This window comes from Mesorhizobium sp. M0145 (assembly GCF_040322355.1).
Lineage (GTDB): Bacteria > Pseudomonadota > Alphaproteobacteria > Rhizobiales > Rhizobiaceae > Mesorhizobium.
The window spans coordinates 37,578-59,018 of record NZ_JAMYTK010000024.1 but is presented as its reverse complement, the minus strand read 5'-3'; the positions used below and the strand labels follow the sequence as shown (position 1 = coordinate 59,018).

At 59.6% G+C, this 21,441-nt stretch carries 19 protein-coding genes and 6 pseudogenes; 12 read left to right on the top strand and 13 right to left on the bottom strand.

What is annotated here, in order from left to right; translation table 11 throughout:
- The first annotated feature begins 47 nt into the window (after positions 1 to 47).
- From NKJ28_RS26575 to NKJ28_RS26555, 5 genes and pseudogenes are all read left to right on the top strand, one after another.
- Positions 48 to 1,088 carry an ABC transporter permease gene (locus tag NKJ28_RS26575; protein ID WP_352637577.1) on the top strand — a complete coding sequence of 347 codons (1,041 nt, stop codon included), beginning with the start codon at positions 48 to 50 and terminating at the stop codon, positions 1,086 to 1,088.
- The gene (locus NKJ28_RS26570) at positions 1,085 to 2,056 is read left to right on the top strand and encodes an ABC transporter permease (RefSeq protein WP_352637575.1); all 972 of its coding nucleotides are present in this window, start codon (positions 1,085 to 1,087) and stop codon (positions 2,054 to 2,056) included. The genes NKJ28_RS26575 and NKJ28_RS26570 overlap by 4 nt, the downstream gene beginning before the upstream one ends.
- Position 2,057: 1 nt before the next feature.
- Entirely contained in the window at positions 2,058 to 3,578 is a 1,521-nt protein-coding gene (locus NKJ28_RS26565) for a sugar ABC transporter ATP-binding protein (RefSeq protein ID WP_352457841.1), read from the top strand.
- Positions 3,579 to 3,645: 67 nt separating this feature from the next.
- Positions 3,646 to 4,155 (top strand): annotated as a pseudogene (locus NKJ28_RS26560) (transposase); the annotation flags it as partial.
- 401 nt (positions 4,156 to 4,556) lie between these two features.
- The gene (locus NKJ28_RS26555; RefSeq protein WP_036239966.1) at positions 4,557 to 4,820 is read left to right on the top strand and encodes a helix-turn-helix transcriptional regulator; all 264 of its coding nucleotides are present in this window, start codon (positions 4,557 to 4,559) and stop codon (positions 4,818 to 4,820) included.
- Positions 4,821 to 5,120: 300 nt separating this feature from the next.
- On the opposite strand, the gene NKJ28_RS26550 is transcribed toward NKJ28_RS26555, so the two are convergent.
- Positions 5,121 to 6,422 (bottom strand): DUF3363 domain-containing protein, encoded by a 1,302-nt coding sequence (locus tag NKJ28_RS26550; RefSeq protein WP_352637573.1) that lies wholly within the window; start codon positions 6,420 to 6,422, stop codon positions 5,121 to 5,123.
- Positions 6,404 to 7,234 (bottom strand): relaxase/mobilization nuclease domain-containing protein, encoded by an 831-nt coding sequence (locus tag NKJ28_RS26545; RefSeq protein WP_352637571.1) that lies wholly within the window; start codon positions 7,232 to 7,234, stop codon positions 6,404 to 6,406. Before NKJ28_RS26545 ends, NKJ28_RS26550 begins: the two co-directional genes overlap by 19 nt.
- 528 nt (positions 7,235 to 7,762) lie before the next feature.
- Between NKJ28_RS26545 and NKJ28_RS26540 the strand changes: the two genes are divergently transcribed.
- The gene (locus NKJ28_RS26540) at positions 7,763 to 8,125 is read left to right on the top strand and encodes a hypothetical protein (RefSeq protein WP_352637569.1); all 363 of its coding nucleotides are present in this window, start codon (positions 7,763 to 7,765) and stop codon (positions 8,123 to 8,125) included.
- Here the strand turns inward: NKJ28_RS26540 and NKJ28_RS33060 are convergent.
- The gene (locus NKJ28_RS33060; protein WP_502902220.1) at positions 8,122 to 8,724 is read right to left on the bottom strand and encodes a hypothetical protein; all 603 of its coding nucleotides are present in this window, start codon (positions 8,722 to 8,724) and stop codon (positions 8,122 to 8,124) included. The genes NKJ28_RS26540 and NKJ28_RS33060 overlap by 4 nt on opposite strands.
- 416 nt (positions 8,725 to 9,140) lie before the next feature.
- Between NKJ28_RS33060 and NKJ28_RS26525 the strand changes: the two genes are divergently transcribed.
- Positions 9,141 to 9,674 carry a Ros/MucR family transcriptional regulator gene (locus tag NKJ28_RS26525; RefSeq protein WP_023680033.1) on the top strand — a complete coding sequence of 178 codons (534 nt, stop codon included), beginning with the start codon at positions 9,141 to 9,143 and terminating at the stop codon, positions 9,672 to 9,674.
- A gap of 82 nt (positions 9,675 to 9,756) precedes the next feature.
- On the opposite strand, the gene NKJ28_RS26520 is transcribed toward NKJ28_RS26525, so the two are convergent.
- The 3 genes and pseudogenes from NKJ28_RS26520 to NKJ28_RS26510 all read right to left on the bottom strand — a co-directional run.
- Positions 9,757 to 10,068, bottom strand: a complete 312-nt coding sequence (locus NKJ28_RS26520; RefSeq protein ID WP_023680034.1) for a DUF736 domain-containing protein — start codon at positions 10,066 to 10,068, stop codon at positions 9,757 to 9,759.
- Between the two features lie 141 nt (positions 10,069 to 10,209).
- Entirely contained in the window at positions 10,210 to 10,536 is a 327-nt protein-coding gene (locus tag NKJ28_RS26515) for a DUF736 domain-containing protein (RefSeq protein WP_352637565.1), read from the bottom strand.
- A 552-nt stretch (positions 10,537 to 11,088) separates the two neighbouring features.
- Positions 11,089 to 11,854 (bottom strand): annotated as a pseudogene (locus NKJ28_RS26510) (IS110 family RNA-guided transposase); the annotation flags it as partial.
- A 38-nt stretch (positions 11,855 to 11,892) separates the two neighbouring features.
- Between NKJ28_RS26510 and NKJ28_RS33055 the strand changes: the two are divergent.
- Together NKJ28_RS33055 and NKJ28_RS26505 are read left to right on the top strand one after the other, a co-directional pair.
- Positions 11,893 to 12,166 (top strand): annotated as a pseudogene (locus NKJ28_RS33055) (IS110 family transposase); the annotation flags it as partial.
- 239 nt (positions 12,167 to 12,405) lie between these two features.
- Positions 12,406 to 12,627: a hypothetical protein gene (locus NKJ28_RS26505; protein WP_023680037.1), complete on the top strand. Its 222-nt coding sequence runs from the start codon at positions 12,406 to 12,408 to the stop codon at positions 12,625 to 12,627.
- Between the two features lie 95 nt (positions 12,628 to 12,722).
- Here the strand turns inward: NKJ28_RS26505 and NKJ28_RS26500 are convergent, their stop codons facing one another.
- The 7 genes and pseudogenes from NKJ28_RS26500 to NKJ28_RS26470 form a co-directional block, all read right to left on the bottom strand.
- Positions 12,723 to 13,193, bottom strand: a complete 471-nt coding sequence (locus tag NKJ28_RS26500; protein ID WP_352637564.1) for a hypothetical protein — start codon at positions 13,191 to 13,193, stop codon at positions 12,723 to 12,725.
- Between the two features lie 733 nt (positions 13,194 to 13,926).
- Positions 13,927 to 14,523 (bottom strand): 2-hydroxychromene-2-carboxylate isomerase, encoded by a 597-nt coding sequence (locus NKJ28_RS26495; protein WP_352637562.1) that lies wholly within the window; start codon positions 14,521 to 14,523, stop codon positions 13,927 to 13,929.
- Between the two features lie 76 nt (positions 14,524 to 14,599).
- Positions 14,600 to 17,083: an ATP-binding protein gene (locus NKJ28_RS26490; RefSeq protein ID WP_352637560.1), complete on the bottom strand. Its 2,484-nt coding sequence runs from the start codon at positions 17,081 to 17,083 to the stop codon at positions 14,600 to 14,602.
- A gap of 169 nt (positions 17,084 to 17,252) precedes the next feature.
- Positions 17,253 to 17,669: pseudogene (locus NKJ28_RS26485) on the bottom strand (adenylate/guanylate cyclase domain-containing protein); the annotation flags it as partial.
- A gap of 149 nt (positions 17,670 to 17,818) precedes the next feature.
- Positions 17,819 to 17,977 (bottom strand): annotated as a pseudogene (locus tag NKJ28_RS26480) (SAM domain-containing protein); the annotation flags it as partial.
- A 128-nt stretch (positions 17,978 to 18,105) separates the two neighbouring features.
- Positions 18,106 to 18,582, bottom strand: a complete 477-nt coding sequence (locus tag NKJ28_RS26475; protein ID WP_352637558.1) for a hypothetical protein — start codon at positions 18,580 to 18,582, stop codon at positions 18,106 to 18,108.
- A gap of 55 nt (positions 18,583 to 18,637) precedes the next feature.
- A pseudogene (locus tag NKJ28_RS26470) lies at positions 18,638 to 19,093 on the bottom strand (IS1 family transposase); the annotation flags it as partial.
- 293 nt (positions 19,094 to 19,386) lie between these two features.
- Between NKJ28_RS26470 and NKJ28_RS26465 the strand changes: the two are divergent.
- The 3 genes from NKJ28_RS26465 to NKJ28_RS26455 all read left to right on the top strand — a co-directional run bounded on the left by NKJ28_RS26465 (position 19,387) and on the right by NKJ28_RS26455 (position 21,143).
- Positions 19,387 to 19,638, top strand: coding sequence for a hypothetical protein (locus tag NKJ28_RS26465; RefSeq protein WP_031212899.1), 252 nt, complete (start codon positions 19,387 to 19,389; stop codon positions 19,636 to 19,638).
- 66 nt (positions 19,639 to 19,704) lie between these two features.
- On the top strand, positions 19,705 to 19,956 hold the full coding sequence (locus tag NKJ28_RS26460; RefSeq protein ID WP_023680045.1) for a helix-turn-helix domain-containing protein: 252 nt from the start codon (positions 19,705 to 19,707) through the stop codon (positions 19,954 to 19,956).
- The gene (locus NKJ28_RS26455; RefSeq protein WP_352637557.1) at positions 19,956 to 21,143 is read left to right on the top strand and encodes a tyrosine-type recombinase/integrase; all 1,188 of its coding nucleotides are present in this window, start codon (positions 19,956 to 19,958) and stop codon (positions 21,141 to 21,143) included. The genes NKJ28_RS26460 and NKJ28_RS26455 overlap by 1 nt, the downstream gene beginning before the upstream one ends.
- Positions 21,144 to 21,441 lie beyond the last annotated feature (298 nt).

Sequence of the window (21,441 nt, the reverse complement as noted above, 5' to 3'; positions counted from 1 at the left end):
AGCCAGGCCTGATAAGATGGCAGCCTAGCCATTGAAGGTGCGAAACCATGTCTTATTCAGATGTGCCGGCGAAGGGTCCCAGTGGCGACATCGTCGGCAAGCCGCGCAGGAATGCCACCGAGACGCGATTCTATCTGACCAATGAGTTTGGGCTCATTGCCCTCATTGTGGTCTTTGCGCTGGGCTTCAAATTCACAACAGAGGGTTTCTTTTCGGCCTTCAATTTGTTCACCCTCGGTCGTATCGCAGCCGTCAACATCATGATCGGCTTGGCCATGATGGTCGTCGTTATAACTGGGGGGTTGAACCTTGCTGTAGGGGCGATCGGCGTTTGTGCCGCAATGACTTGCGGCTATCTCATTGAGGTCGTCGGGCTTCCGTGGCCACTCGCAATTCTCTCAGCCGTGGCCCTTGGCGCCTTGCTGGGCTTTATCAACGGATGGACTTCCGTTCGCACAGGATTGCACAGCTTCATCATCACGCTCGCGACAATGAGCATTTTCTTCGGCGTAATGATCTTCCTGACGCGTGCAGAATCCTATCGCGCTCTGCCACCCGTCTTTGCAGCGTTCGGACGCATCAAGCTGTTGGGTTTTTTCTCTCCGCTCCTCCTGGTTAGCCTCATGGCTGCATTGGTTCTAGGATATCTTTATAATTTGACAGCGGTTGGGCGGGAGATGCTGGCTGCTGGCGCCAAGCCCGAAGCGGCGGAGATGTCCGGCATAAATGTCGGGCGCATCTTCATATACTGCCACATGCTGTCTGGCGCGCTCGCCGCCTGCGCGGCTCTGATGCTAGTCGCACGCAATGGAGCGGCGATCCCATCAATGGCGGGACAACTCGGACAGGACTGGCTGCTCATCGCGTTCCTTGGTCCTGTGTTGGGGGGAACACTTTTGGCGGGCGGCAAGGCATCGGTGCTGGGGACGTGCCTAGGTGCGTTTCTGGTGACGATGCTGACTAGTGGTTTGCTTCTATTACAGCTGGGCGATTTCTGGATTCAGAGCTTTTTGGGTCTGCTTTTGCTGGCTGCGGTATTGATGGACAAAACACGCCGAACCTTTCTGGCCCGGAGGAACATGGCATGAACGGCTCCTTCGCCAACGCCGTGCGGAGCGACTGGTTTGGGCCGCTGCTGGTTACGATCGTCGCCGTTGCGATCGTGGGGGGCTTCAACCCATCATTCCTATCGCCATTGAATATTCAGGTGCTGCTGCTCGCAATTGCAGTAAATGGCCTGATCGCGTTTTCGCAAATGCTCATCATCGCTATCGGTCAGATGAATTTGTCTGTCGGGGCTATCGGCGGTCTTTGCGCTATTGTTTTCGCCGGCATGATGGACGCGTGGCACGTGCCCGCATCCCTTGCCGCCTTAACCGCGCTGTCGCTCGGGGTCATATGCGGCGTAATAAACGGATTTCTGATCGCCCGAACTGGCATTTCGGCGTTCGTAATTACCCTCGCCAGCCTGTCCGTTTACAAGGGCATCAATTTGGGCATCACACATGCCCAACCCTTTTATGATATCTCAGACGGCGTGAAATCCATCGGACAGGGCGCGATCTTCGGGATCATTCCTTGGTTGATGCTCCCGACCATGGCTGTCGGGCTAGCCTTGTGGTTCATGCTTAATCGGCAACCCATAGGGCGGTTTATTTTGGCAGTCGGCGGCAATCAACATGCCGCAGAATTGTCGGGAATATCGATTGCAAATACAGTTGTCATCGCGCACGCCCTTTCGGGGTTTCTTGCAGCGCTTGCCGGTCTTCTCCTTGTTGCCCGTTTACAAATGGGTCAACCGACGATCGGCGACGACTGGCTAATTTTGTCTTTTGCCGCGCCCGTGATCGGCGGCGCGGTCTTGGCCGGCGGACACATCAGCGTGCCCGCTACGCTGCTCGGGGTGGTGATCGTTGCAATAATCACACAAGCCCTAGTGCTTTTCGACATCGACCCGTTCCTCGTGCAGGTCGTGCTGGGCGCAATGATCTTGGCGGCAGTCGGCGCCAATCGTTTTCGCGAAAGTCGTTTGTCACGAAATCTCAAGAGGCTCTGAAATGGCGAGCGAGATAGCGTTCCAGGCTCTGGGCATTGAGAAGTCCTTTCCAGGCGTAAAGGCCCTAAAGGGCGTTTCCCTGACACTTAAAACTCATTCCATACATGCTTTGCTCGGCGAAAACGGCGCAGGGAAGTCAACGCTTATCAAGATCATTACCGGTGTTCACCACCCCGATGCCGGCCGCCTCATCCTGGAGGGCCAAGAGGTTCATTTCGGCTCGCCGCGCGAGGCCATCGCTCATCGTGTTGGCGTCGTACATCAAGAACGGAATCTTATCCCGAGGTTTTCTGTTGCGGAAAATATCCATCTCGAGCAACTTGGGGCTTCGTTGCTAAAGCCGGTGGACTATGCCGACTTGAACAAGCAGGCCGCGCGTTGGCTTGAGGCCCTCGGCCTAGACATCGACCCAAGAACCCCGGTATCGCGCCTTAGCGTCGCCAAGATGCAGCTGGTCGAAATCGCCAAGGCCTTGTCTCTGCGCTCGCGAGTGCTTCTCCTGGATGAACCAACCGCATCACTTACCTCGAGTGAAACTGATCTATTATTCTCGTTTTTGCGAAAGCTGCGAGACCAAGGCGCCAGCCTGCTATTTGTCAGCCATAAGCTGGAAGAAGCGCAGGAGCTTTGCGACAGCGTCACAGTGCTGAGGGATGGGTCGAATGCCTGTGAAAGCCGGCCAATGGAGGGCCTGGGGCGGCAAGACATTGTCCGATTGATGATCGGCCGGGCCGAGGGTGAAGGCGGCTGGCGGGAGCGCAACTCGACTGGGGCTCCTCCGGCCATCGAGCTCAAGAACATTGAAACATCTTTAGGCCATTCGGACGTCAATCTGCATGTCCGACAAGGCGAGATTGTGGGCCTCTATGGCCTCGTGGGCGCCGGAAGGACCGAGCTTGCAAAATGCATCCTGGGTCAGTTTCCGCTGACGGCTGGTACCGTCGAGATCGACGGGAAGCCGGTTAAGATCAGGTCGGTCGGCGAAGCCATCCACACGCATCGTGTGGGATACGTCAGCGAAGATCGAAAGGGCGAAGGTCTGGTCTTGATGCATTCGGTGCTGTCAAATGCTGGAATTGCAGTGTGGCGCCCCCTTTCGGCACTTCTCGGATTCCTCACCGACCGCCTCGTGCGACACAAGGTAACGCCATACATCGAGAAGCTTGAGGTGAAAACACCCAGCCTCGCGCAGACGGTGGCCAACCTTTCGGGTGGCAATCAGCAGAAAATCAGCGTCGCCAAATGGCTGGCAGCAGGCGTCAAGATCTTGCTGGTTGACGAGCCGTCAGTCGGCATCGACATCAAGACCAAGGCTTACCTGCACGATTTGCTGCGAGAACTTGCCGACAACGGCACTGCCATTTTGCTGATCACGAGCGACATGCCCGAAATGATCCTGCTCGCTGACAGGATTCTGGTCATGAACGACTACCGGCTTCAGGGCCAGTTAATCAATGACGGATCCTATGCCGGCATGAGCGAGGGCATCATGAATCTGATCCATAGGGCTGAGGCCGCCTAAGCTCCTCACACTTTCAGGACTTTTCACCATCGGCCAAGAGGATCCCGTGGACAGGCGTGAGTTCGATCTCGAACAGATCATGGAGCCACTGCTGGCCGCCAGGCGGAAGCTGCGCGAGGAATTTGCGCACCTGCACAGACAAGTGCTGGCGATCGCCAGGGGCGATGCTACCTGCCGGCGCTTGATGACGGTCCCTGGTGTCGGCTCCATAGTGGCGCTCGCGTACACCGCGACGATCGACATTCCACAACGGTTCAGAAACTCCAAGGCGGTAGGGCCGATCCTGGGGCTGACACCGAAGCTCGACGAGTCCGGCGAAAGCAAGCGCGTTGGAGGCATCTCACTCTGCGGGGACGGCATGATGCGAACATTGCTCTATGAAGCAGCCCAAGTCATGCTGACGCACGTGAAGAAATGGTCATGGCTGAAGGCCTGGGCGATGAACGTCGCCAAGCGGCGCGGCTTGCGCAGGGCGATAGTCGCGCTCGCACGTCGCCTGGCGGTCGTCATGCACCGCATGTGGCTGGACAACAGCGAGTTCCGCTGGACGCGGGAAACCATGGCGTCAGCCGTGTGACAAAAGGCCGGGAAGAAGAGGTAGAGAGTTCCGCCCAGCGCGGAAGCACGTCCTTCGCGGGACGAAGGATGAGGTGAGTTCGCGATCATGGGCGCACCGGTCATGTCATGCTGGCCAGGACGCGAATCAGATTGTTCCGCCTTATTCTCTGAATCCCATCAAGGCAGGGCCAATGGGCCGATCCCGGAGAGAAGCACGAACCCGCGAATGATGTCAGAAGCTAGTAAGGCAGAAAATGGCAAAAGCGCTTGACCCCAAGCCGCCGAATAGAGAAGCCATGATCCGAGCTCCAATCAGCTTGGGTAGTGGTTAGGCCGTGCAAGGTGTAACGAGCACCTCGTGCGGCCGCATCTTTGTCTTCCAAAATGTCACTTTTTGTGACTTTTAACAAGCAGAATATCATGAAAAAAGACATATCGCCCCAGCAGCTCCGCGCCGCCCGAGCCTTAATTGATTGGACGAGAGAGGATCTGGCTAACGCATCGGGGATAACCGTTCGCACGCTCGTCAGAATTGAGAATGCCCAAACCACTTCGAGGCAAACCACGTTTGACGCGTTAGTTGCGGCGCTCGAAACTGCCGGGATCGAATTCATCCCGGAAAACGGTGGTGGTGCTGGCGTTCGCCTGGCGCGTAGATCTAACAGTCCAAAAGGCCAAATGTGACCGTTTTGCATAGACCGGCTGTCGTTCGTAACCGTGGCCTGCGGGATTACCGAAAGCCGCAATTGCGTATCCGACCTGTTGGAGCGGCGCTCGACTGGTCAGAGGGAAGGCTTGGCGCGCTGCTCCTCAATAGGTGAGCTAGCAACAGCTCGTCTGGACCGAAGACGATCCGCTCCGAGGCCGCCCGAAACGGCGGCGAAATTCTCAAGGCTCTGACGGATGGAGCAACAGAATTCCTTGTGGAGCGCGGCAGCGGAACCTGGAGTAGGAAAGGCCTTGGTGAGCACCATACCTCAGCCGTCACATCCCGATTCCGCGCTTTCTGCCGAAGCTCCAGTCGATGCCGCCGCTGTTTTGCACGAGGCCGGTGATGTGCTGGCCGATGCGCCCTTCCAGCATCGGCTGCCAGGGCACGAGCCGAAAGCCGAGACCATTGTCCAGCATGGCGAAGCGCCCGCTCGCAAGACTGACGGGGCCAAGCAGCGTGCCGCCGACATGATTGCCGGGCTGGACGGGCGCGAAAGTGAGGCCGCGCGCAGCGGCCATTTCTTTGCCGACGCGCGCGACCTCCTGACGCTCCAGCGTAGCGACCAGGTCGCGCGAGAAGGTGATTGTCCCGCTCGTCGCATCGCGTGCGGCATGGCCCATCCCGACAAGCTGGGCAGCCCGTTTATCGAGCGCGTTGTCGACGTCGAGACCAAAGCCTGACCTCACCAGCGGCATGGGGATCCTGGCCGTAAGCTCCCGGTCGAGCCAGGTGGCGCCGTCGCTGCCGATCTGCGCGTCGAGGTCAAGCGTCGAAAGCACGCGGATGGAGAAGTCCTTGCCGCGGCTGCGGGCATCGTAGGCGATGCCGCGCTCGGGCAAGTTTTCCGGAATGCGCCAGTGGTCTTCGTCGATGCGCTCGACATGGCCGGCCCGGCGCAGCGCTTCGAGACGGCGGACATGGAAGCGGACGAAGGCGTCCGGGTCCTTGCCCTGCTGCAAAAATGTTTCCCGGATCGCCTCCAGGTGCCTGCTCGGCCGATAGATGCCATCCTCGCCGGCTGCGACGCCGATGTTGCGGTCGGCGGCACGCGGCTCCTCCTTCGGCGGGATCGGATCAAGCGCTACGATATGGCCGCGCTGGATGTCTTCGAGCTTTGCCGCATCGGCGGTCTCGACATAGTGGGTGCGCCCGTCGACTCCGTTGATGACGAGCGACAGCTTATCGCTCATCTCGCCGCCGGCAAGACCCTTGGCGAGCACACGGCCGACGACCGGCTCGGTGATGGTCTGGCGGTGCATGACATATTGCGCCGCGCCCCGTTCATCGGCGAGGCCGTGCTCCTCGAGTGCCCGGTGCATGGTCTTGATGATGTCGTTGCGCTCGCCAAGCGCGCGCAGCGTGCTTTCGGCTTTGTCGGAGATCAACCACCGGCCGGGCTCGATCTCGCTCGCCAGGCCGAAGTGCCGCAGTCTCTTTGCCCGATCGATCAGCAGGTAGCGGTTGCTGGAAATGGTGTAGCTGTCGCTGGCATTGGGACGGAGGTCGACAAGATCGTGCTCGTGCTGTTCGGCGATCAGCATGCGGTCGAGCCGGGTCAGCCGTTCGGCACCCACTTCGTTGGCCAGCTTGCGGGCGACCTCGACCTCGCTTTGCAGGCCGAGTTCCGTTCGACCAGCTCGCTTGCCCGGTGACGAATGCCATGGGCGATGTAGTCGCCGGCGATGTTCAGGATCTTGCTGTCATCGGTGACGCCGCGCACCAGGATATGGGTGTGCGGATGACCGGTGTTGTGGTGGTCGACGGCGATCCAGTCGAGGCGCGTGTTGAGGTCGGTCTCTATCTGCCGCATGAGATCGCGGGTGAAGGAGCGCAGGTCTTCCATCTCCGCGGCATCCTCCGGCGCGACGATAAAGCGGAACTGATGCCGGTCGCCGCGGCCGCGCTCGACGAAGGCCTTTGCGTCGGCCTCGTCGTCGACGGCCGAGTACACCCTGCCCTTCTCGCCGTCTCTGGTGACGCCGTCGCGCTGAAGATAGCGCAGATGCGCATCGACGGCCTTGCTGGTCGTCACGAACTTTTGGCCGCGCCCGGTGGTCCCCTTGCCTCGTCCTGGCAACTTGACGACGCGCGCCTTCACGACGACGCGGCGGGAGCGAAAGCGGACGCCATTGCCGTCCTGCTTCCAACCGCCACCATCCCTTGGCAACTCTGCTGCCAGCTTGCCGCCGCGGCCGCGGGCGTTGAAGCGGCCACTCCCCTTCCCGGCACCGCTGCTTGCACCGAGGCGATAGGGATTGCCGCCCTGCTTGCGGATGGCAATCTCGACCTGGCGCACAAAGGGCAGCGTGCGAGAATTGACCGGCGCGCCGCTACGCCGCGTCCGGCCGGTGCGAACCTGGAATTGGTCGCTGTCACGATCTGCCATGACGGCAGCATCGGGCGTCGGGATTCGCTCTTCAAGACGGCCGGAACGCTGAGCGTGCTATGGAGCGCAAAGACTTGCTGTGGCGTATAAACGGCGGATCGCACATCGCCCGGGCACCGCACCTTTACTTTTCAGATCAGCAGGATAGCGGACCAACCGGCACCCGCCACACCTCGCGTGGTGCCTCCCGGTGTCCGCATGTGCCGGAAAAAACAATGTGCAGACACACACTTACGAGCGAAGCGAGGGCGAGCGCCAGCTCGCTTTATCTTGCTGTCCCCCACCACCCTCGCTGTCCCCCACCACCCTCGGTAACCGTCCGGATCCTGCACATCTTTCGGGTCGTGCAATCTCGCAACATGTGACGTTCCTTGCTATTGAGAGATTTCCGGCGGTGCCTCAACGTTCCTGGGACAAGGCCAACAACCCGTGCTGGTCGACGCATGACGCGACCTGGTATCGGGCCGTTTTGAGGCGGAGGAATATTGCCGCCGGCGCAAGCTTTCGACGAAGACTTTTGAGCTGTGAGTGCGCCATCTGGTGAGCCCGGAAGATCGGCGCAAACGTGCGGAATATCTGCGGAAATTGCGCCAGGAAAAGCCGGAAAAGCGGGGCAAGAAAGGGCCGCCGAAGCGACGCAAGAGCCCGCGCCGCTACCGCTACAGCGTGCGTACGGACACCGGTCCGATTGCCCTGCAGGCGTTCTGGGGCAAGCATGTGGAGGCGATGAACTGGAGCGGGTTGGGGCTTGCCGAATATGCCGCGGCGCTCGGACTTTCGCCCCATGCGCTGCGCAAATGGCGCGCTCGTCCCCGAGGAATTCGAGGCCGAAGTGGACTGGCGATCTCTGTTGCATCCGAGTGCGCGGGCTCAATTCAGCAGCGCTGCTAATTGCGTACGGCGCCAATGTCACTTGACACCGCCGTTGACGGGCGGTCGAACCGGCGCCGCTTCAGCGACGCACAGAAGCAGGCGATCGTGCAGGAGACGGAGAAGCCCGGCGTCAGTGTGGCGGAGGTTTGCCGCCGCCATGGGATGGCCACCAGCATGCCTTCGGCCGGCGTGTCCAGTTCGGCGTGACCGCTCGCAAGGCGCCGCAATTGGCAACGGTTGCACTCATCCATGGGACGGAAACCGAACCGCCGGTACTGACTGCCCTGCGCAATCTCGTACGACCGCCGGACGGCGTGATGACAGCCCAACTGGACGACGGGCGGCGCGTCTTTGCATCCGTCGGCACAATGCAGATGCAGTCCAGCAGCATCTCGCGGCGAGGAAGAACGCATCATGATCTCGTTCCGACGGGGGTGAAGGTGCATCTGGCGCTCGGTCATACCGACATGCGCAAGGGGCTCGATGGGCTCGCGGCGCCGTGGTGTCAAACGAGTTGTCAGCTGCGGGGTGGCAAGCGCTTCAAAAGCAGCACGCCGTTCATCAGATATTCGTTGAGCCAGTAGGCGGCAGCCGTTCGGGCGCATGCCGGCTGCCATGTCAGCAACATCCATCCTGCCGATCGGCGCGAGGCGGTGCAGCCCACCTGAATGAGTCCCACAAGAGGTACACGCGAGGGCCAATTCATGCCGGGGCGAGACCAGGACCGCGGCACAGAGTGTCGCGACGACAATTGTTCATGGCTCAATCCTGCGACGCAGGAGCCATGATTCATGGCGCTGGCTTGCGTTGGGCTGTGCGCTTGGCGCGCGGAGAAGCGAGGGGGAAAGCCTTCCTGCTTCCCCGACGCGATCGGCAACTTGTCTGCAGCCGGACCGAACGATCGCAGCGACACTTGCCTGCTTGATATTTACACGGAATGAGGTTTGTTGGCGGAGTAACGAATTATTTGCCTGGATTGGCGAATAGACAGACCATCCGTTTTCAAAGCGCGCTTTGGACAAGAGGAAATTCGATGACCGTTTCTCCAGACCCAAGCGACCAGGCTGATCTCGTATCAATCACCGCTGACATCGTTTCCGCCTACGTTTCGAACAATCCGTTGCCGGTCGGCGAGTTGTCGAAGCTGATCGGGGATGTCTATGTCGCTTTGCAAGGGATCGGCACACCTGTGGCTCCGACCGCAGCCAAACTGGAGCCGGCGGTGTCGATCAAGAAGTCAGTGTCACCTGATTTCATCATATGCCTGGAAGACGGGAAAAAGTTCAAATCCTTGAAGCGGCATATCGGAACGCACTACAATCTGAGTCCGGACGAATACCGCCAGAAATGGAACCTGCCCTCCGACTATCCTATGGTTGCGCCGAACTACGCGGCGACTCGCTCGGCCCTGGCAAAATCAATAGGATTGGGCCGCAAGGCGGCAGCGCCAGCGACAGCTGCGGCGGAAAAACCAAAACGAGCTGCTCGCGCGCCAGCGGCGGCAGCAATTGCCACGGCAATCAAATCGCCGGTGAAGAAGGCGCGCAAAACACCCGTCAAAGCATAGCGTGCTGCACCAGATAGAGGTGCAGTGGCGAACCTGAACATGGCGAAGCCCCGCCTTGCGCGGGGCTTCGTGTTAGCTCGGATCACTCGGCGGCGCGGCGGGACCAGATGAGCGAGAACTCGCCCCCGGGGTCGGTTTCGACCAGGCTCGCATAGATCGGAGCGGGGAAGCTGGGATCGTCGAGCTTGACTGAGTGATAGTCGCGGCCCTCGCGCGAGGTCTTCTTCCATGCCGCCCCGAACTCGATGGCGCCGGCGAAGATGCGGAAGTCCGGACCTTTTTCATTGTCGCCGTCGACCGGGGTGAACGACACTGTCTTGACGTTGAGGTTGAGGGTTTTGACTGAGCCGGAGAAGCCGTTCGCGGTGCGGGAGAATGTGCCGATCGTCGCCACTGTGGTGGTTCCTTCTGTTTCTCGGGCCGCGCCCATTGCGGCCTCACATGAGGGACCACTCGTCAAGCTGTGGCTCTGAGCTGCTGAGTGGTCGTTTCTGGAGGACGCTCCGCTCGGTGCGAGGCGTCCTGTCAAGGGTGCTCAATCGCCGTTGCGGCGGTTCGGACGTGACCAGATGAGGCTGTAGCCCTGGCCGTCCTCGCCCACGACGAGGTTGGCGTAGATCGGAGCGGTGAAGCTCGGGTCGTCGAGCTTGAGACCCAGGTAGCTGCGACCCTCGTTGGACTGCTTGGACCAGGCCGCCCCGATTTCGATGCGGCCGACGAAGACCCGGTGGCTGGGAGCGTTTTCGCCGCTGGCGCGCGTATCGGGTACGATACGGACCTTCTTGGCCTGGAGGGAGAGGGTGACGATCTCGCCGCTGAACTCGTTGTTGTCCGATTGCTGGAAGTTGCCGATGGTAGCCATTGTCGTTCTCCTGACTGGTTGCCGAAGCCGCCCTGTGCGGCCTCGATAGCGGTCGTGAGGCGACGATCGGGCCGACTGCATCCTGTGGACCGCAGCGCCAGCGGAGGACGGCGGCAGCCGAGCTTGTTGTCCCGCGAGGAATGCGGCAAAGCCGCAGGGGAAGAAGGTCGGGGAAGCCGTTGCAGGCAGAGGCCCGACCGGCGCCAGACCAGCCAGTAGAGAGGCCGTATAGGGAGGATTTCAGCATCAGTCTCTCGAGAACGATGCTGGCCATCGGCCCTTCAGCCACGCATTCGGCACAAGCAGCGCGATCCCTACCGCCACATGAACCTGAGGTCTGAGCCCATTCCTGATCCGCGCGTTTGCACGTATCAACCTCACATCCGGTCGCCGCTCGAGCGGCCGCACCATAATCCCGCCTGCGGCGGCAAGGGCTCAGGAGGACGAGACCAGTCTCGATGACGGCGTTCAAAGCCATGCCGCAATGCGGTCGTCCACCTGGTTCCGGCGGGGCTGATCAGGCCCTGGCCGAACTGGAATGCGGTCAGATCGTCATGGTCTTACAAACGCTCCTTCGATCACCACGCCGGCGCGGACGTATTTCCACAAAGCCACGATCAGCTTGCGGGCCAGCGCGGTAATCATCACCTTCTTGAAGCATCCGCCATTCTGGGCAACTCGCTCGTTGAACCAGCGGCTGAGCGCCGAGGCGGGCTGGTGCCGCAACCAGAGCCACGCCATTTCCAGCAGCGTCGATCGCAAGCGTGGGTTTCCGGACTTTCCGATCCCCTGTTCCCGGTCGATCGACCCGCTTTGCCATGGCGTCGGCGCAAGGCCGGCATAGGCCGCCAGCTGCCGGCGATTGTCGAAGCACCGAAACAAGCCCTCTCCCCACAGCACGGCCGCAAACTCTGGTCCGATACCGACGACTTTCGACAGCATAACCACTTCACGCGCCGATTGGCGTTCTTCGGCGAGCATGGCGTCCCGTTCCGCCTCGACTGCCTTGATCTGATCGAGCAGCATTTCCATTCGGTCGACCTCACGCAGAACCTGGCGCTTCATATTTGCGGGCAGATCCCGTCCATCGCCGGTGTGAAGAGTTTCCAGCCGATCGCGACGATCACGCCGCAAAGGATCGTAGCCGGTGATGCCCCTGCGAGAAGAGCAGACCCTTGATCCGGTTGCCGTGCCGGATGCGTTCTTCCATCAACACCTTGCGCTCCCGGACGATGCGGCGGCGATCCTCCTCATAAGGGCTCGGCACGCGTAGCATGGAGCAGACTCGCGGTTCGCCACGCTTGAACGCCAGCAGCGACGCCGAGTGGTTTTGAAAGCAAGGCAGCGCACAAAGAGCTGGACGAGATCTTTGTTTCGGTGGAGTTGAGCAAGAAGTCCTGGCTGGTCACCTCGATTCGCCGGGAGCTGGCGAGAAGTTATCGCGCCATACCATCCCCGGCGCGGATATTGCCGGGCTTCTTGGCCGCCTCGCTCAGTTGAAGCAAAGGCTCGTAGCCGAACCGGCCGCGACTATCCGTTCGTCATCATTCAAGGGGCCGGCCTTGATGGCTTCTGGGTCCACCGAGTTCTGGAAGCAGAAGGCCACGACACTCATGTCGTTGACGCAGCATTTTGAACATCACTACGGTTCGGTCGCTCCTCCAAGCGCCCGCCGTGCGGGTGGCGGAGGAGTTGTATGGCCTCATGAGGGTTGAACGAATGTTTCGGGCAAGTTTGCAGCCAGCTCCGCCGACTGAACCAAGTCCGGAGATTCCATATCGACGCTTGGGTTGGACGCTCGCGCCAGCCGGAACCAACGGCGGCCACAAGCGGTTTACCAATCGAAGGGACTGCAATGGATGCAGGATAATGGAATTTTTGGATATGGAACTGGCTAGAGCCCGACAGCGGCTCAACGGAGCGCAGCTTTCCCTTAAACGTGCGAATGAAATGCTGGATGAAGACTGCGGCGTCGGCATCAATATCGCGCTGTGCAGCAGGATACGGGCTGCGCAACGGCGCGTGGTGGAGGCCAGATCGCGGTTGACGAAGATCGATCCCACCAGCGCTGACGGAGTTCGCACACGTTGAACCATCCGGGCCGTGAAAGCCTTCCGATCCGCCGCTGCCCCATGTCGTCACGGCTAGCGCCTCAGACCGCGCAGCAATATGTGAGGACCGGCCTCTCATTCGTCACGGCCCTCCGGCCAGCTCTTTGCGAGCGTAAGATCGGACAGCGGAACCAAAGGCGGATTCGCGAATTCTACCGCTAGACAATTGGATTGTTGCCCATGAGGCTCGCGACCCTCCACCTTGAAACTGCGAGATACGGCGATGTATATCGCGCCGCCAGGCTCGCGCGAATGACGCGGCAAATGATCCGGCACATCAAGCGCACTGACACCTCGGCTCAAAACGTCGAGCAAGCGCTGGCTAGGTTGGCCGAAGCAAACGCGCCCATGGACCGGCTCACGCTGCATCAGTAAGGCCGCCACGCTCATGCCCGCCCCCGCATCGGCACGATGTGCGGCTGGTTGTTCGGTTACTGCATGTGGCGTTCCCTCCACATCCGTTTCGCGGTGCCGGGGATGGCGCTGATGATCTTGGCGATCGGGCGCTCGCTGCCCAGTCGAGTAGATCGAGCTGCGCTGGGTCATGATATCGCTTCTTCGTGACTCCGCTGGTCCTTAATCGGTTGTTCTTGCGAGACTTATGTAACATCGTGCCAGCGCCGTTCAGCGCATCGTTGCCGCCACGGCCTCGGATGATGTCGGCGACATCGAAAGAGCCGAGCCGTTGATGCAGCCCAGTTCGCTGCTACGGTCAATGATCCTGGTCGGCGGCAGACTTAAAAGCGCTGACGGGTGGCTAGAATGTATCACGTCCACGGATATGCCTACGAGAACGTCTTCCCCTTCGCGGGTGACTTTACGCGGCTTCCTCATCATCGTCTGACTCGTACTTTCGAGCTCGTGACGCTAGATCCCGGGTGCTGTCAGGCCGCATGCCGGCGATAGCAAAAGAACGCCCCCTCAATAGTGGGTCTTGCGATGTAGCGGTCTCCCACCCTCAAATTCCAAACAATTCTCTGTTGGAATACAGCGCGCTCTGAAGCCCAGGATGGCGCCGAAAGCTGTTTGCTGGGCCGTGCGCCAAATCAGCCGAATTGCTCTCTAGAAAGCCGTTCTTCTCCATACCTCTGTGCTACGCTATTGAGCACACAGGTTGGCGATCTCAATGAATTCAAGTGCTTGGCGCATAGCGCCTAGCATCGAGTTTGCGGCCTGCTGCGCTGGAGCGAGAGAACCCGACGACGAACGCGAACGCCCATCGACAGGTTTGAGAGATTTTGCTCTAGTGAGAGTATGATCCACGCCGCATAGACCGGTGTTATTTCGCCTGGCGATTCTTCCAAGAGATCGCGTCCTCAAGCCGGTCGTCACCCCAGAAAATCTCCTTGCCGACGACGAAAGTCGGCGAGCCGAAAATGCCGAGGCTCTTGGCTTGGTTCGTCGCGTCAACAAGCCCCGCCACGGCTTCTTCCGCGTCCGCGCGTGCCAGCACATCCTCCACATCGGCGCCGGCCTCCGTGATACTCTGGCTGATGTTCGGCTCATTTCCGGCAGGAAGTCCTTGTTCGATCCATCGCCTGTAGCTTGCCCGGACATAGGCGGGACACCAGCCTTCTGCTGCCCCCACGATCGCTACACGGTTCGCCCGTTCCAGCTCCGCTAGAGGGTACGGCGCCGGGAGCTTCGGCGAGAGCCCGCGCATTTGCGAGCGCCGCTCGATGTCCCTCCACATATAGGCGGCCTTTGCCGGCTTGTTCACAAAGGGGACGTTGTTCATCTCGATCATCACCACCCGCACATTGAAGGGTTTCCAGACGAAACGAACGCCAGTCTGCTTCTCGACCTGCTCGATGCGCATGACCGACAGGTATGTGTAGGTGCTGCCTATTGAGAACCAGAAGTCGATGATTGGCATTACCTAAAACTCCAGAGCATGACCCGCCTTGTCGCCAGCGAGGTGTGCTCCCACCGCGGCGATCCCGCTCCCGACATTAAGGCAGGCCTGGCTTCGTTGCCATTGTAGTTACCAATACGTCACCGGAAACATGCGAGGCCAGGAAATTGCGAGCGTCGCGTATGTCCCGAGAGAACTCTGCATCTGCAAAGGGAACCAGGAGTTGCTCCAGCATCGAGCAGGGATAGAGCCCAGGGCTGGCCTCGTGTGCGAAACGCGCGAGATCTGTCGCGGCTCGAAGTTCCAACATTCGGGCGTCCTGCTGCCGCGCAACCTCCATTGCGGCGAGGAGGCTGGTTTCCACCCGGGAGAGGTCCGGCTGTGGTTGCTTCAGTGCCACCAGGCCATCGAGCCGATGAAGTTCAGCCAGCCAGAACTGCTCGCCCGACCGGCCAACGAAGGCGAAACCTTCCCGCACCGCAGCCTCTGCTGCCACCGTATTGCCGGCCTTCAGAAGGCATTCGGCAAGCTGCGCGACGAACACTGACTCGAATAGGTGAGCGTCGCGCGTTCGATTGGAATCGAGCGCCTGACGGATCGTCGCTATGTTCTCGTCGGTTGGCTCGCGCCGGGCTCGCACACATGCATGGCATAGAACGCCGTTTCGCTTCAGGTGCTCGACCTTCCGTTCGCCGCAATAGGTGACGAGCGCAACAGCATCGCTCTCGCAAGCGTCGAGATTGCCGAACAGAAATTGTGGCCACACGATCGTGTAGAAGTTGCCTGCCGCGACGGTGTGAGCGTTGCCATGATTTAACAGCTCTGACCGCACCTGTTCACTGGATTTCGCGACGCCCTCGTACTGTCCCAGCAGAGCTAACGCCATTGTCTTCCAGTACAGGACGTTCAGGCCGGGGTCGATGCCAAACCAGGAGCTCAACACCTTCTGGCGGTCGGGGTCACGATATCTTTCAGCCGACTGCAGACTTTCCAGAGCCTCGCGAGAACGTCCGGTCAGGACCTGGGTCGTCCCGAGAAGCCGATAGGCGACCAACTTGAATGTCGGGTCGACCTGGCGGTCCGCAAACTCTACAATCTGCCGCGCTAGGGCGAACGCATCCTCCATCTTCCCCGCGAAATAGCTGCTCGCGCAAAGGCCCTGCGGAACCGAGAAGCGTTGCAAGTCGGAACCGACGCCTGCGTCAAGCAGTGATTTGGCACTAGTCAACGCCGCAACTGTTTCCTGGAACGGCAGCAGCGAGTTGGCGCGGGCGACCAATAGAGCCAGTTCAAGTGGTCGACGCACCTGCTCGTCTTCGATTTGCCGGGCTGCCGTCAATCCGGCCCCGGTGTGCTGAGTGGCCTCGGCAAGAGCTGACCGCGACAGGGCCAATTCCGCAGCAGTCAGCCAATAGTGCGCCGCCGGCTCCGAGAGTCCCGCCTCAGTGTAGTGATGGGCGATCACCGCCGGCGCGGATTCGCTGCTATCAGCAAAGCGCTCGACAATTGACCGGGCGATGTCCGCATGGATGCGCTGTCTGCGGGAGCGAAGCAGCGAGTTGTGGGCTGCATCCTGCACGAGCGCGTGTTTGAAAACATAGATCGTGTCACCTATGGCGGCGCGAGAGAATACCAGCTCCGACTCGACCAGCTTGTGTAACGCCTCCTTAAGCGCGGTTCCGGTAATCGGCGAGATCGCTTCCAGCAGACGGTACGAAAATTCCCGGCCGATCGCCGCGCCAATCTGTGCGATTTCCCGGATCGACCCGAGCCTATCCAACCGCGCCATTAGGGAGTCCTGCAGCGTCGATGGAATCGCCAGTGCCGTCAACGGCGCGGCCAGCACAAAACACTGGCTTTGCTCGCGCAGTTGCCCCGATTCAAGGACCGCCTTGGTCAGTTCCTCAACGAATAAGGGAACGCCGTCAGTCTTAGAGATTATCGCGCTTTGCACTTCTGCAGGAATCTCCTTGCCGCCGGTGATGCGATCGATCATGGCTGCAGCGTGACGCCGTCCGAATCGGTTGAGCGCCAGCCCTGTCACATGGCCTTGACCGACCCAGGGATTTGTAAACTCCGGGCGAGAGGTCACTATCAACAGCGCCCGCAATCCCGGTACTCGCTCGACGATGCCGCTGAAGAAATCCAGCGAGGTGGGGTCTATCCAGTGCGCGTCCTCCAGCACGGCAAACACGGGCGCCTCTCGCGTCAGCCCGGCGAACAGCTCAATCAACGCGGCAATCGTCTGCTCCTTTGCCTCGCTCGGCACTACTCCGAGGTCCTGAAAGTGTCCCTCGGTCGAGATCGACAGAAGCGAGGCGAGATAGGATGCGACGCCCCGGCCACCGAGGCCCGAGCGGGCGATTAAAGCTTCGAGCCTTTCGATTTGCGCTGTCGGCGGCTCGCCGGACCTAAGACCCAGCGAAGATGATATCTGTCGGACGACCGGATACATCGAGACGTTGCGATGGTGCGGAGAACACTGGTAACGCACAAGGCCATAAGGTTGACCCACGATCCGTTCGCGCAGTGCCTCCAACAGGCGTGACTTGCCGATGCCTGCCTCGCCGGTCAGCAACACTACTTGGCCTTCCCCCGCACGCGTCGCTCCAGCGGTCGGCAAGCAACGCCACTTCCTGATCACGTCCCACCAGGGGCGCGTTCGACCGGGACGCCTCGAACCGATTGACGTTCTCCGTCTCGCGGAGGACCTCCCAGGCCGAAACCGGAGCATCAAAGCCTTTGATGACGTGGACGCCCAGGGCCTTGAGCTCGAATACCTCGCCAAGTAGTAGGCGCGTCGAAGACGCGATGACGATGCGACCTGCGTTCGCCAGACCCTGAAGCCGGGCCGCGAGATTCGGCGTATCGCCGACCACCGCATGCTCGCGCGATGCACCATGGCCGATCACGTCCCCCACCACCACCAGGCCAGTCGCAATTCCGACGCGCGCCTGGAGTGTGCCTGCTGCCGCCGTTTCAACCGTGGCAACCGCAGCTACGATCTCCAGAGCGGCACGCACGGAACGCTCCGCGTCGTCTTCATGGGCAAGCGGATAGCCGAAATAGGCCAACACGCCGTCACCCATGAACTTCGCAACAAACCCCCCGTACCGGGCGATGATGACGGAGCAGGCTTCTTGGTAAGCGCGCAGTACGTTGCGCATCTCCTCGGATCCAGCCGTGTCGACATTTGCGTCGAGCCGACGAGATCGCAGAACATAACTGTAATCTGACGTCGCTCAGCTGTGTCGACATGCGGCGTCGTCGGCTCTATGGGCTCGGGTTCCAATTGCCGCGCACCAAGGCGTTCGATTGCCTTCAACAACCGCTTGCGATGCCCGAGAAGCACGCCGATCTTTTCCAGGTCGGCGTCCGTAAGGTCAGGCAGCACTTCGCTGTCTATCCCGTTCTCACGGAACGAAGCTTCATATTGAACAAGACCGAGGCTCTGCAGCCATTTCCCTAAATTCATGGACGTATCGCAGCCCGATTGGACCAATAGTCCTCAAACGGGAGCCGGATGTCTAGTGAAGAGAATTCCGGGTAGTGGGTCAGTTTGAAATCTGACGCTGCGCTTTTTGCCGGGGCGCCGTTCTTCGCTCAGCTCTGGGCATATTTGTCAGTTCTTCGGCATTTGGGGTGGCACAAGTTGAACGTATGGCGTCGTCGGTTCCTTATCAGGGCGAATGCGACTGGGGGCCGGCTTCCCGTGTTTGCCGAGCGACCTAATGTATTGATAGAGCGATTGCATATCGCTCTCGTCCATCGCTCGAAGATTGTACCAAGGCGCTTCAGCATCCCTACAAATCCACGCTCGGTCATTACCGAAGCATCTATCCGAAGATTGGTCGCATAGGTCGTGCCCCAAGGACCGCGCCAACCGACCGAGTTGCCCATTAAAGCCTTTTCAGGATCAATCTTGCCTTCTGTTTCCCGGTAGCCTTCGGTATGGCAATCGTGACACCCGCCGATGATTGATACCTGCAACCCTCGTTCGACCGATACTTCGCCTTGAGCGAAGGCTGCAATTGGCATCGTGAGACCGGCTAATAGGAAAAACAGGCTTGTGACACGCATCCTTCCCTCCCATGCGTTCCGCTAAGCAGTATGAGCCAACGTCCGAAGGCGACGGCTAGCTTGAAAGGCTCTTTTTGTAAGGGCCGCGAATAGCCGGTTTCTCGGCTTCTCTCGCTTCGATCAGCGCAACGATGTCACCAATCTCCCAAAGCTTGTCAGTGACGCCAGTGGCCATCGCAGGCGTCATGCGCAACGTGGCATGGATGCGAACAAAATTGTAGTACATGAAATGCAACGCCACCGCATTGGCGTGAGCCTCCACCTTCTTGGAAAAGCCATTGGTCAGGCGAGTGAAGCGGCGCATGTGCATCCGCATGGTCAGGTTCTGGCGTTCCGCAAATGACGTGCTGACATGCTTGATGTCAGGATTTCCTTCGATCCGTTCTTTCCGCGCGCCAGTGCATTCGGCGGGGCTATAGCGGCCCTTGGCGCTGTCAGGCGAAGTGCCATAGAGCTTGATCAGCATGGCATAGTCGATATCGCCGCCGAACGCACCTTCAACAGCCTCTAGCGACTTGAACCCCCGACGTCAGCACCGAAACATTCTGCCGCATCTTACCCTGTCCGATTTGCACGTCGCTACTCGCCTTTCCCGAACGAGCCGGCCAAGCAGCTTCCGCACCACGCAACATCTCTTATCTTGGGCAACACGGTCTCTTCATTGCCGGATGTGCGGGATGTGGATTTGTTGTGCCGAGTGCAATATGGCCCCGTTTACCGGGACCGAGGCTTGTCGAAACAGTCAACCGCCTGGATTTGATATCGTTGTGCTGTTTCAGTACCGACGTTCTCGAGGCCGCGTCTATGAAGAGTGACGCGCTTTCGTACCCGCCCCGCGGCCTCTCTCGTGAGGAAGCAGCGCGCTATGTCGGCGTCGGATCGACACTATTCGACGACATGGTTGCTGACGGCCGCATGCCGAGGCCTAAGCACGTCAACAGTCGCGCGATCTGGGATCGTGTGGCGCTCGATATCGCTTTCTCCGCCCTGCCAGACAAAGACAATGGTCTCCAACAACTATTGGAGCGGAGCAAACGAGAGCCGACAAGGAGATAAGCAACTACGCACATTGCGTATACGCTGCAGGCGTAGTACAGTCATCGCCTGAGCGGATGAGATGACGTGAACGACAATGAAAAGCTCGCGCGAGAAGTGAAAGCCTGGCGGGCGAAGGGAGGATTCACCGCCGAGAGTGCAGCCAAGGTCTTGGGAATACCGAAACGCACTTTTGAAGGCATAGAGCAAGGTCGGGGCTTCCCTTACCCGGTACTCCTGCGCGTTGCTATAGAAAGCAAGACCCTTTCGCTTCAGGCAATGCTGGAGGATTCCCCGCCTGTTGAGCAACGGCAGCGGAAAACTCAAAGGGAGATTTAATGGCCAGGCCATTCAAAGATATCCGCTACCCCGGCGTTTCGTCGCGCATCAAGAACGGAAAGCTCGTCTATCGCTATCGCGGCAAAGGAATGCCCGAAATTCGGCTTCCTGGCGGACCAGGCGATCCTGAGTTCGAAGCCGCCTATGAACAGGCAACGCAAGGCCAAGGTCAAAAGGCCGTCATCATTGACTTGCCCGGTCGGGCGTTGCCAAAGACATTTGGTCATGCTGCGCGCCGACTTGAAGCGACGATGGAATGGCTGGACTTCGACGAAGCGACGCAGCAGAAGAATGCTCGGCTTATTGAGCGCTTCCTTCAGATGCAGGTCGATCCTGCCTATCCGTTGACTTGGCGCAACACGCCGGTGGAACATCTCGATGCCGACCATCTGCGTGCGATTATCGAAAGTGTCTTTGCCACCAACCGGACGGTTGCCAAGCACCTGCTGGTGGCAATCAAGAAGCTCCTGTGGGTGGCGATCGAAGTTGAGAAATGGATCAAACCGCAGGACGATCCCTCGCTGTCGATCCGCGTCCGTATTCCAAAATCGACTGCCAATCCCGCCTGGCCGATCGCCATTCGTGAAAAGTTCGAGGCGCACCATCCAATCGGCTCAGCGCCGCGCACCTGCTATGCGCTCGGTTTCTGGCTCGGCAACCGACGCGGCGATATCGCCTCACTGGAGTGGGACGATTTGGTCTTCGAGGAGGAGATCGAATTGTTCGATGGCTCCTTGGAAACAATCGAAGCCTTCGACTTCCGACAGCAGAAAAATCGTCATGGCGGGCGCGAGATGTTCATCCCTGTTGTGGACAAGCTGGCGCAAGCTTTAGTGCCACTAGATCGCTCTAAGGGTGGCACGGTATTGAAGAACGGCTATGGGCGTCCGTTCTCCGAAAAGAGCCTCACCGGCATGATGGCACATTGGAACAAGCAAGCCGGCATCCCGGAGGGCTACACCCTGCACGGGCTGCGCCGTACCTTCGGTACGTATCTCGCCGAATGCAACATCCAAGCGCGCGCTATCATGGAGGCGATGGGGCATTCTTCAATGACGGTAACAGACGAGTATGTGCGAGAGGCCAATAAGAAACGGATGGCTGTCGATATCGCCCGCGCCATTAACGAGCGGGAGGCCAAACGCGACGCCATGAAGCAACGGACACCGCTGCGCGTCATCAAATGAGCGGTTTCAAACCGACCACATGCAGGGTGGCCTATCGGCCGCCCTTTTTGTTGGGCCCATAACGGGCCCAAAACGTTTTTGGGCCGAGGCCACTTTTTATAAACAAAATCAATGGTCATGGTGGGCCCGGAGGGTATTCAGAAAGCCATAAAAATCAATTGGTAAGAGATCAGTGGGACTTCAGAGCATTCAAATCTTTTCCAATGTTTTTCAATGTTGTTGTCCCACTCAGAAGTGCCTCAGTCCACCAAGCCGACGCACTGAACGCCTCACTCGGAAGGGAGGTTTGCGCAAGGTG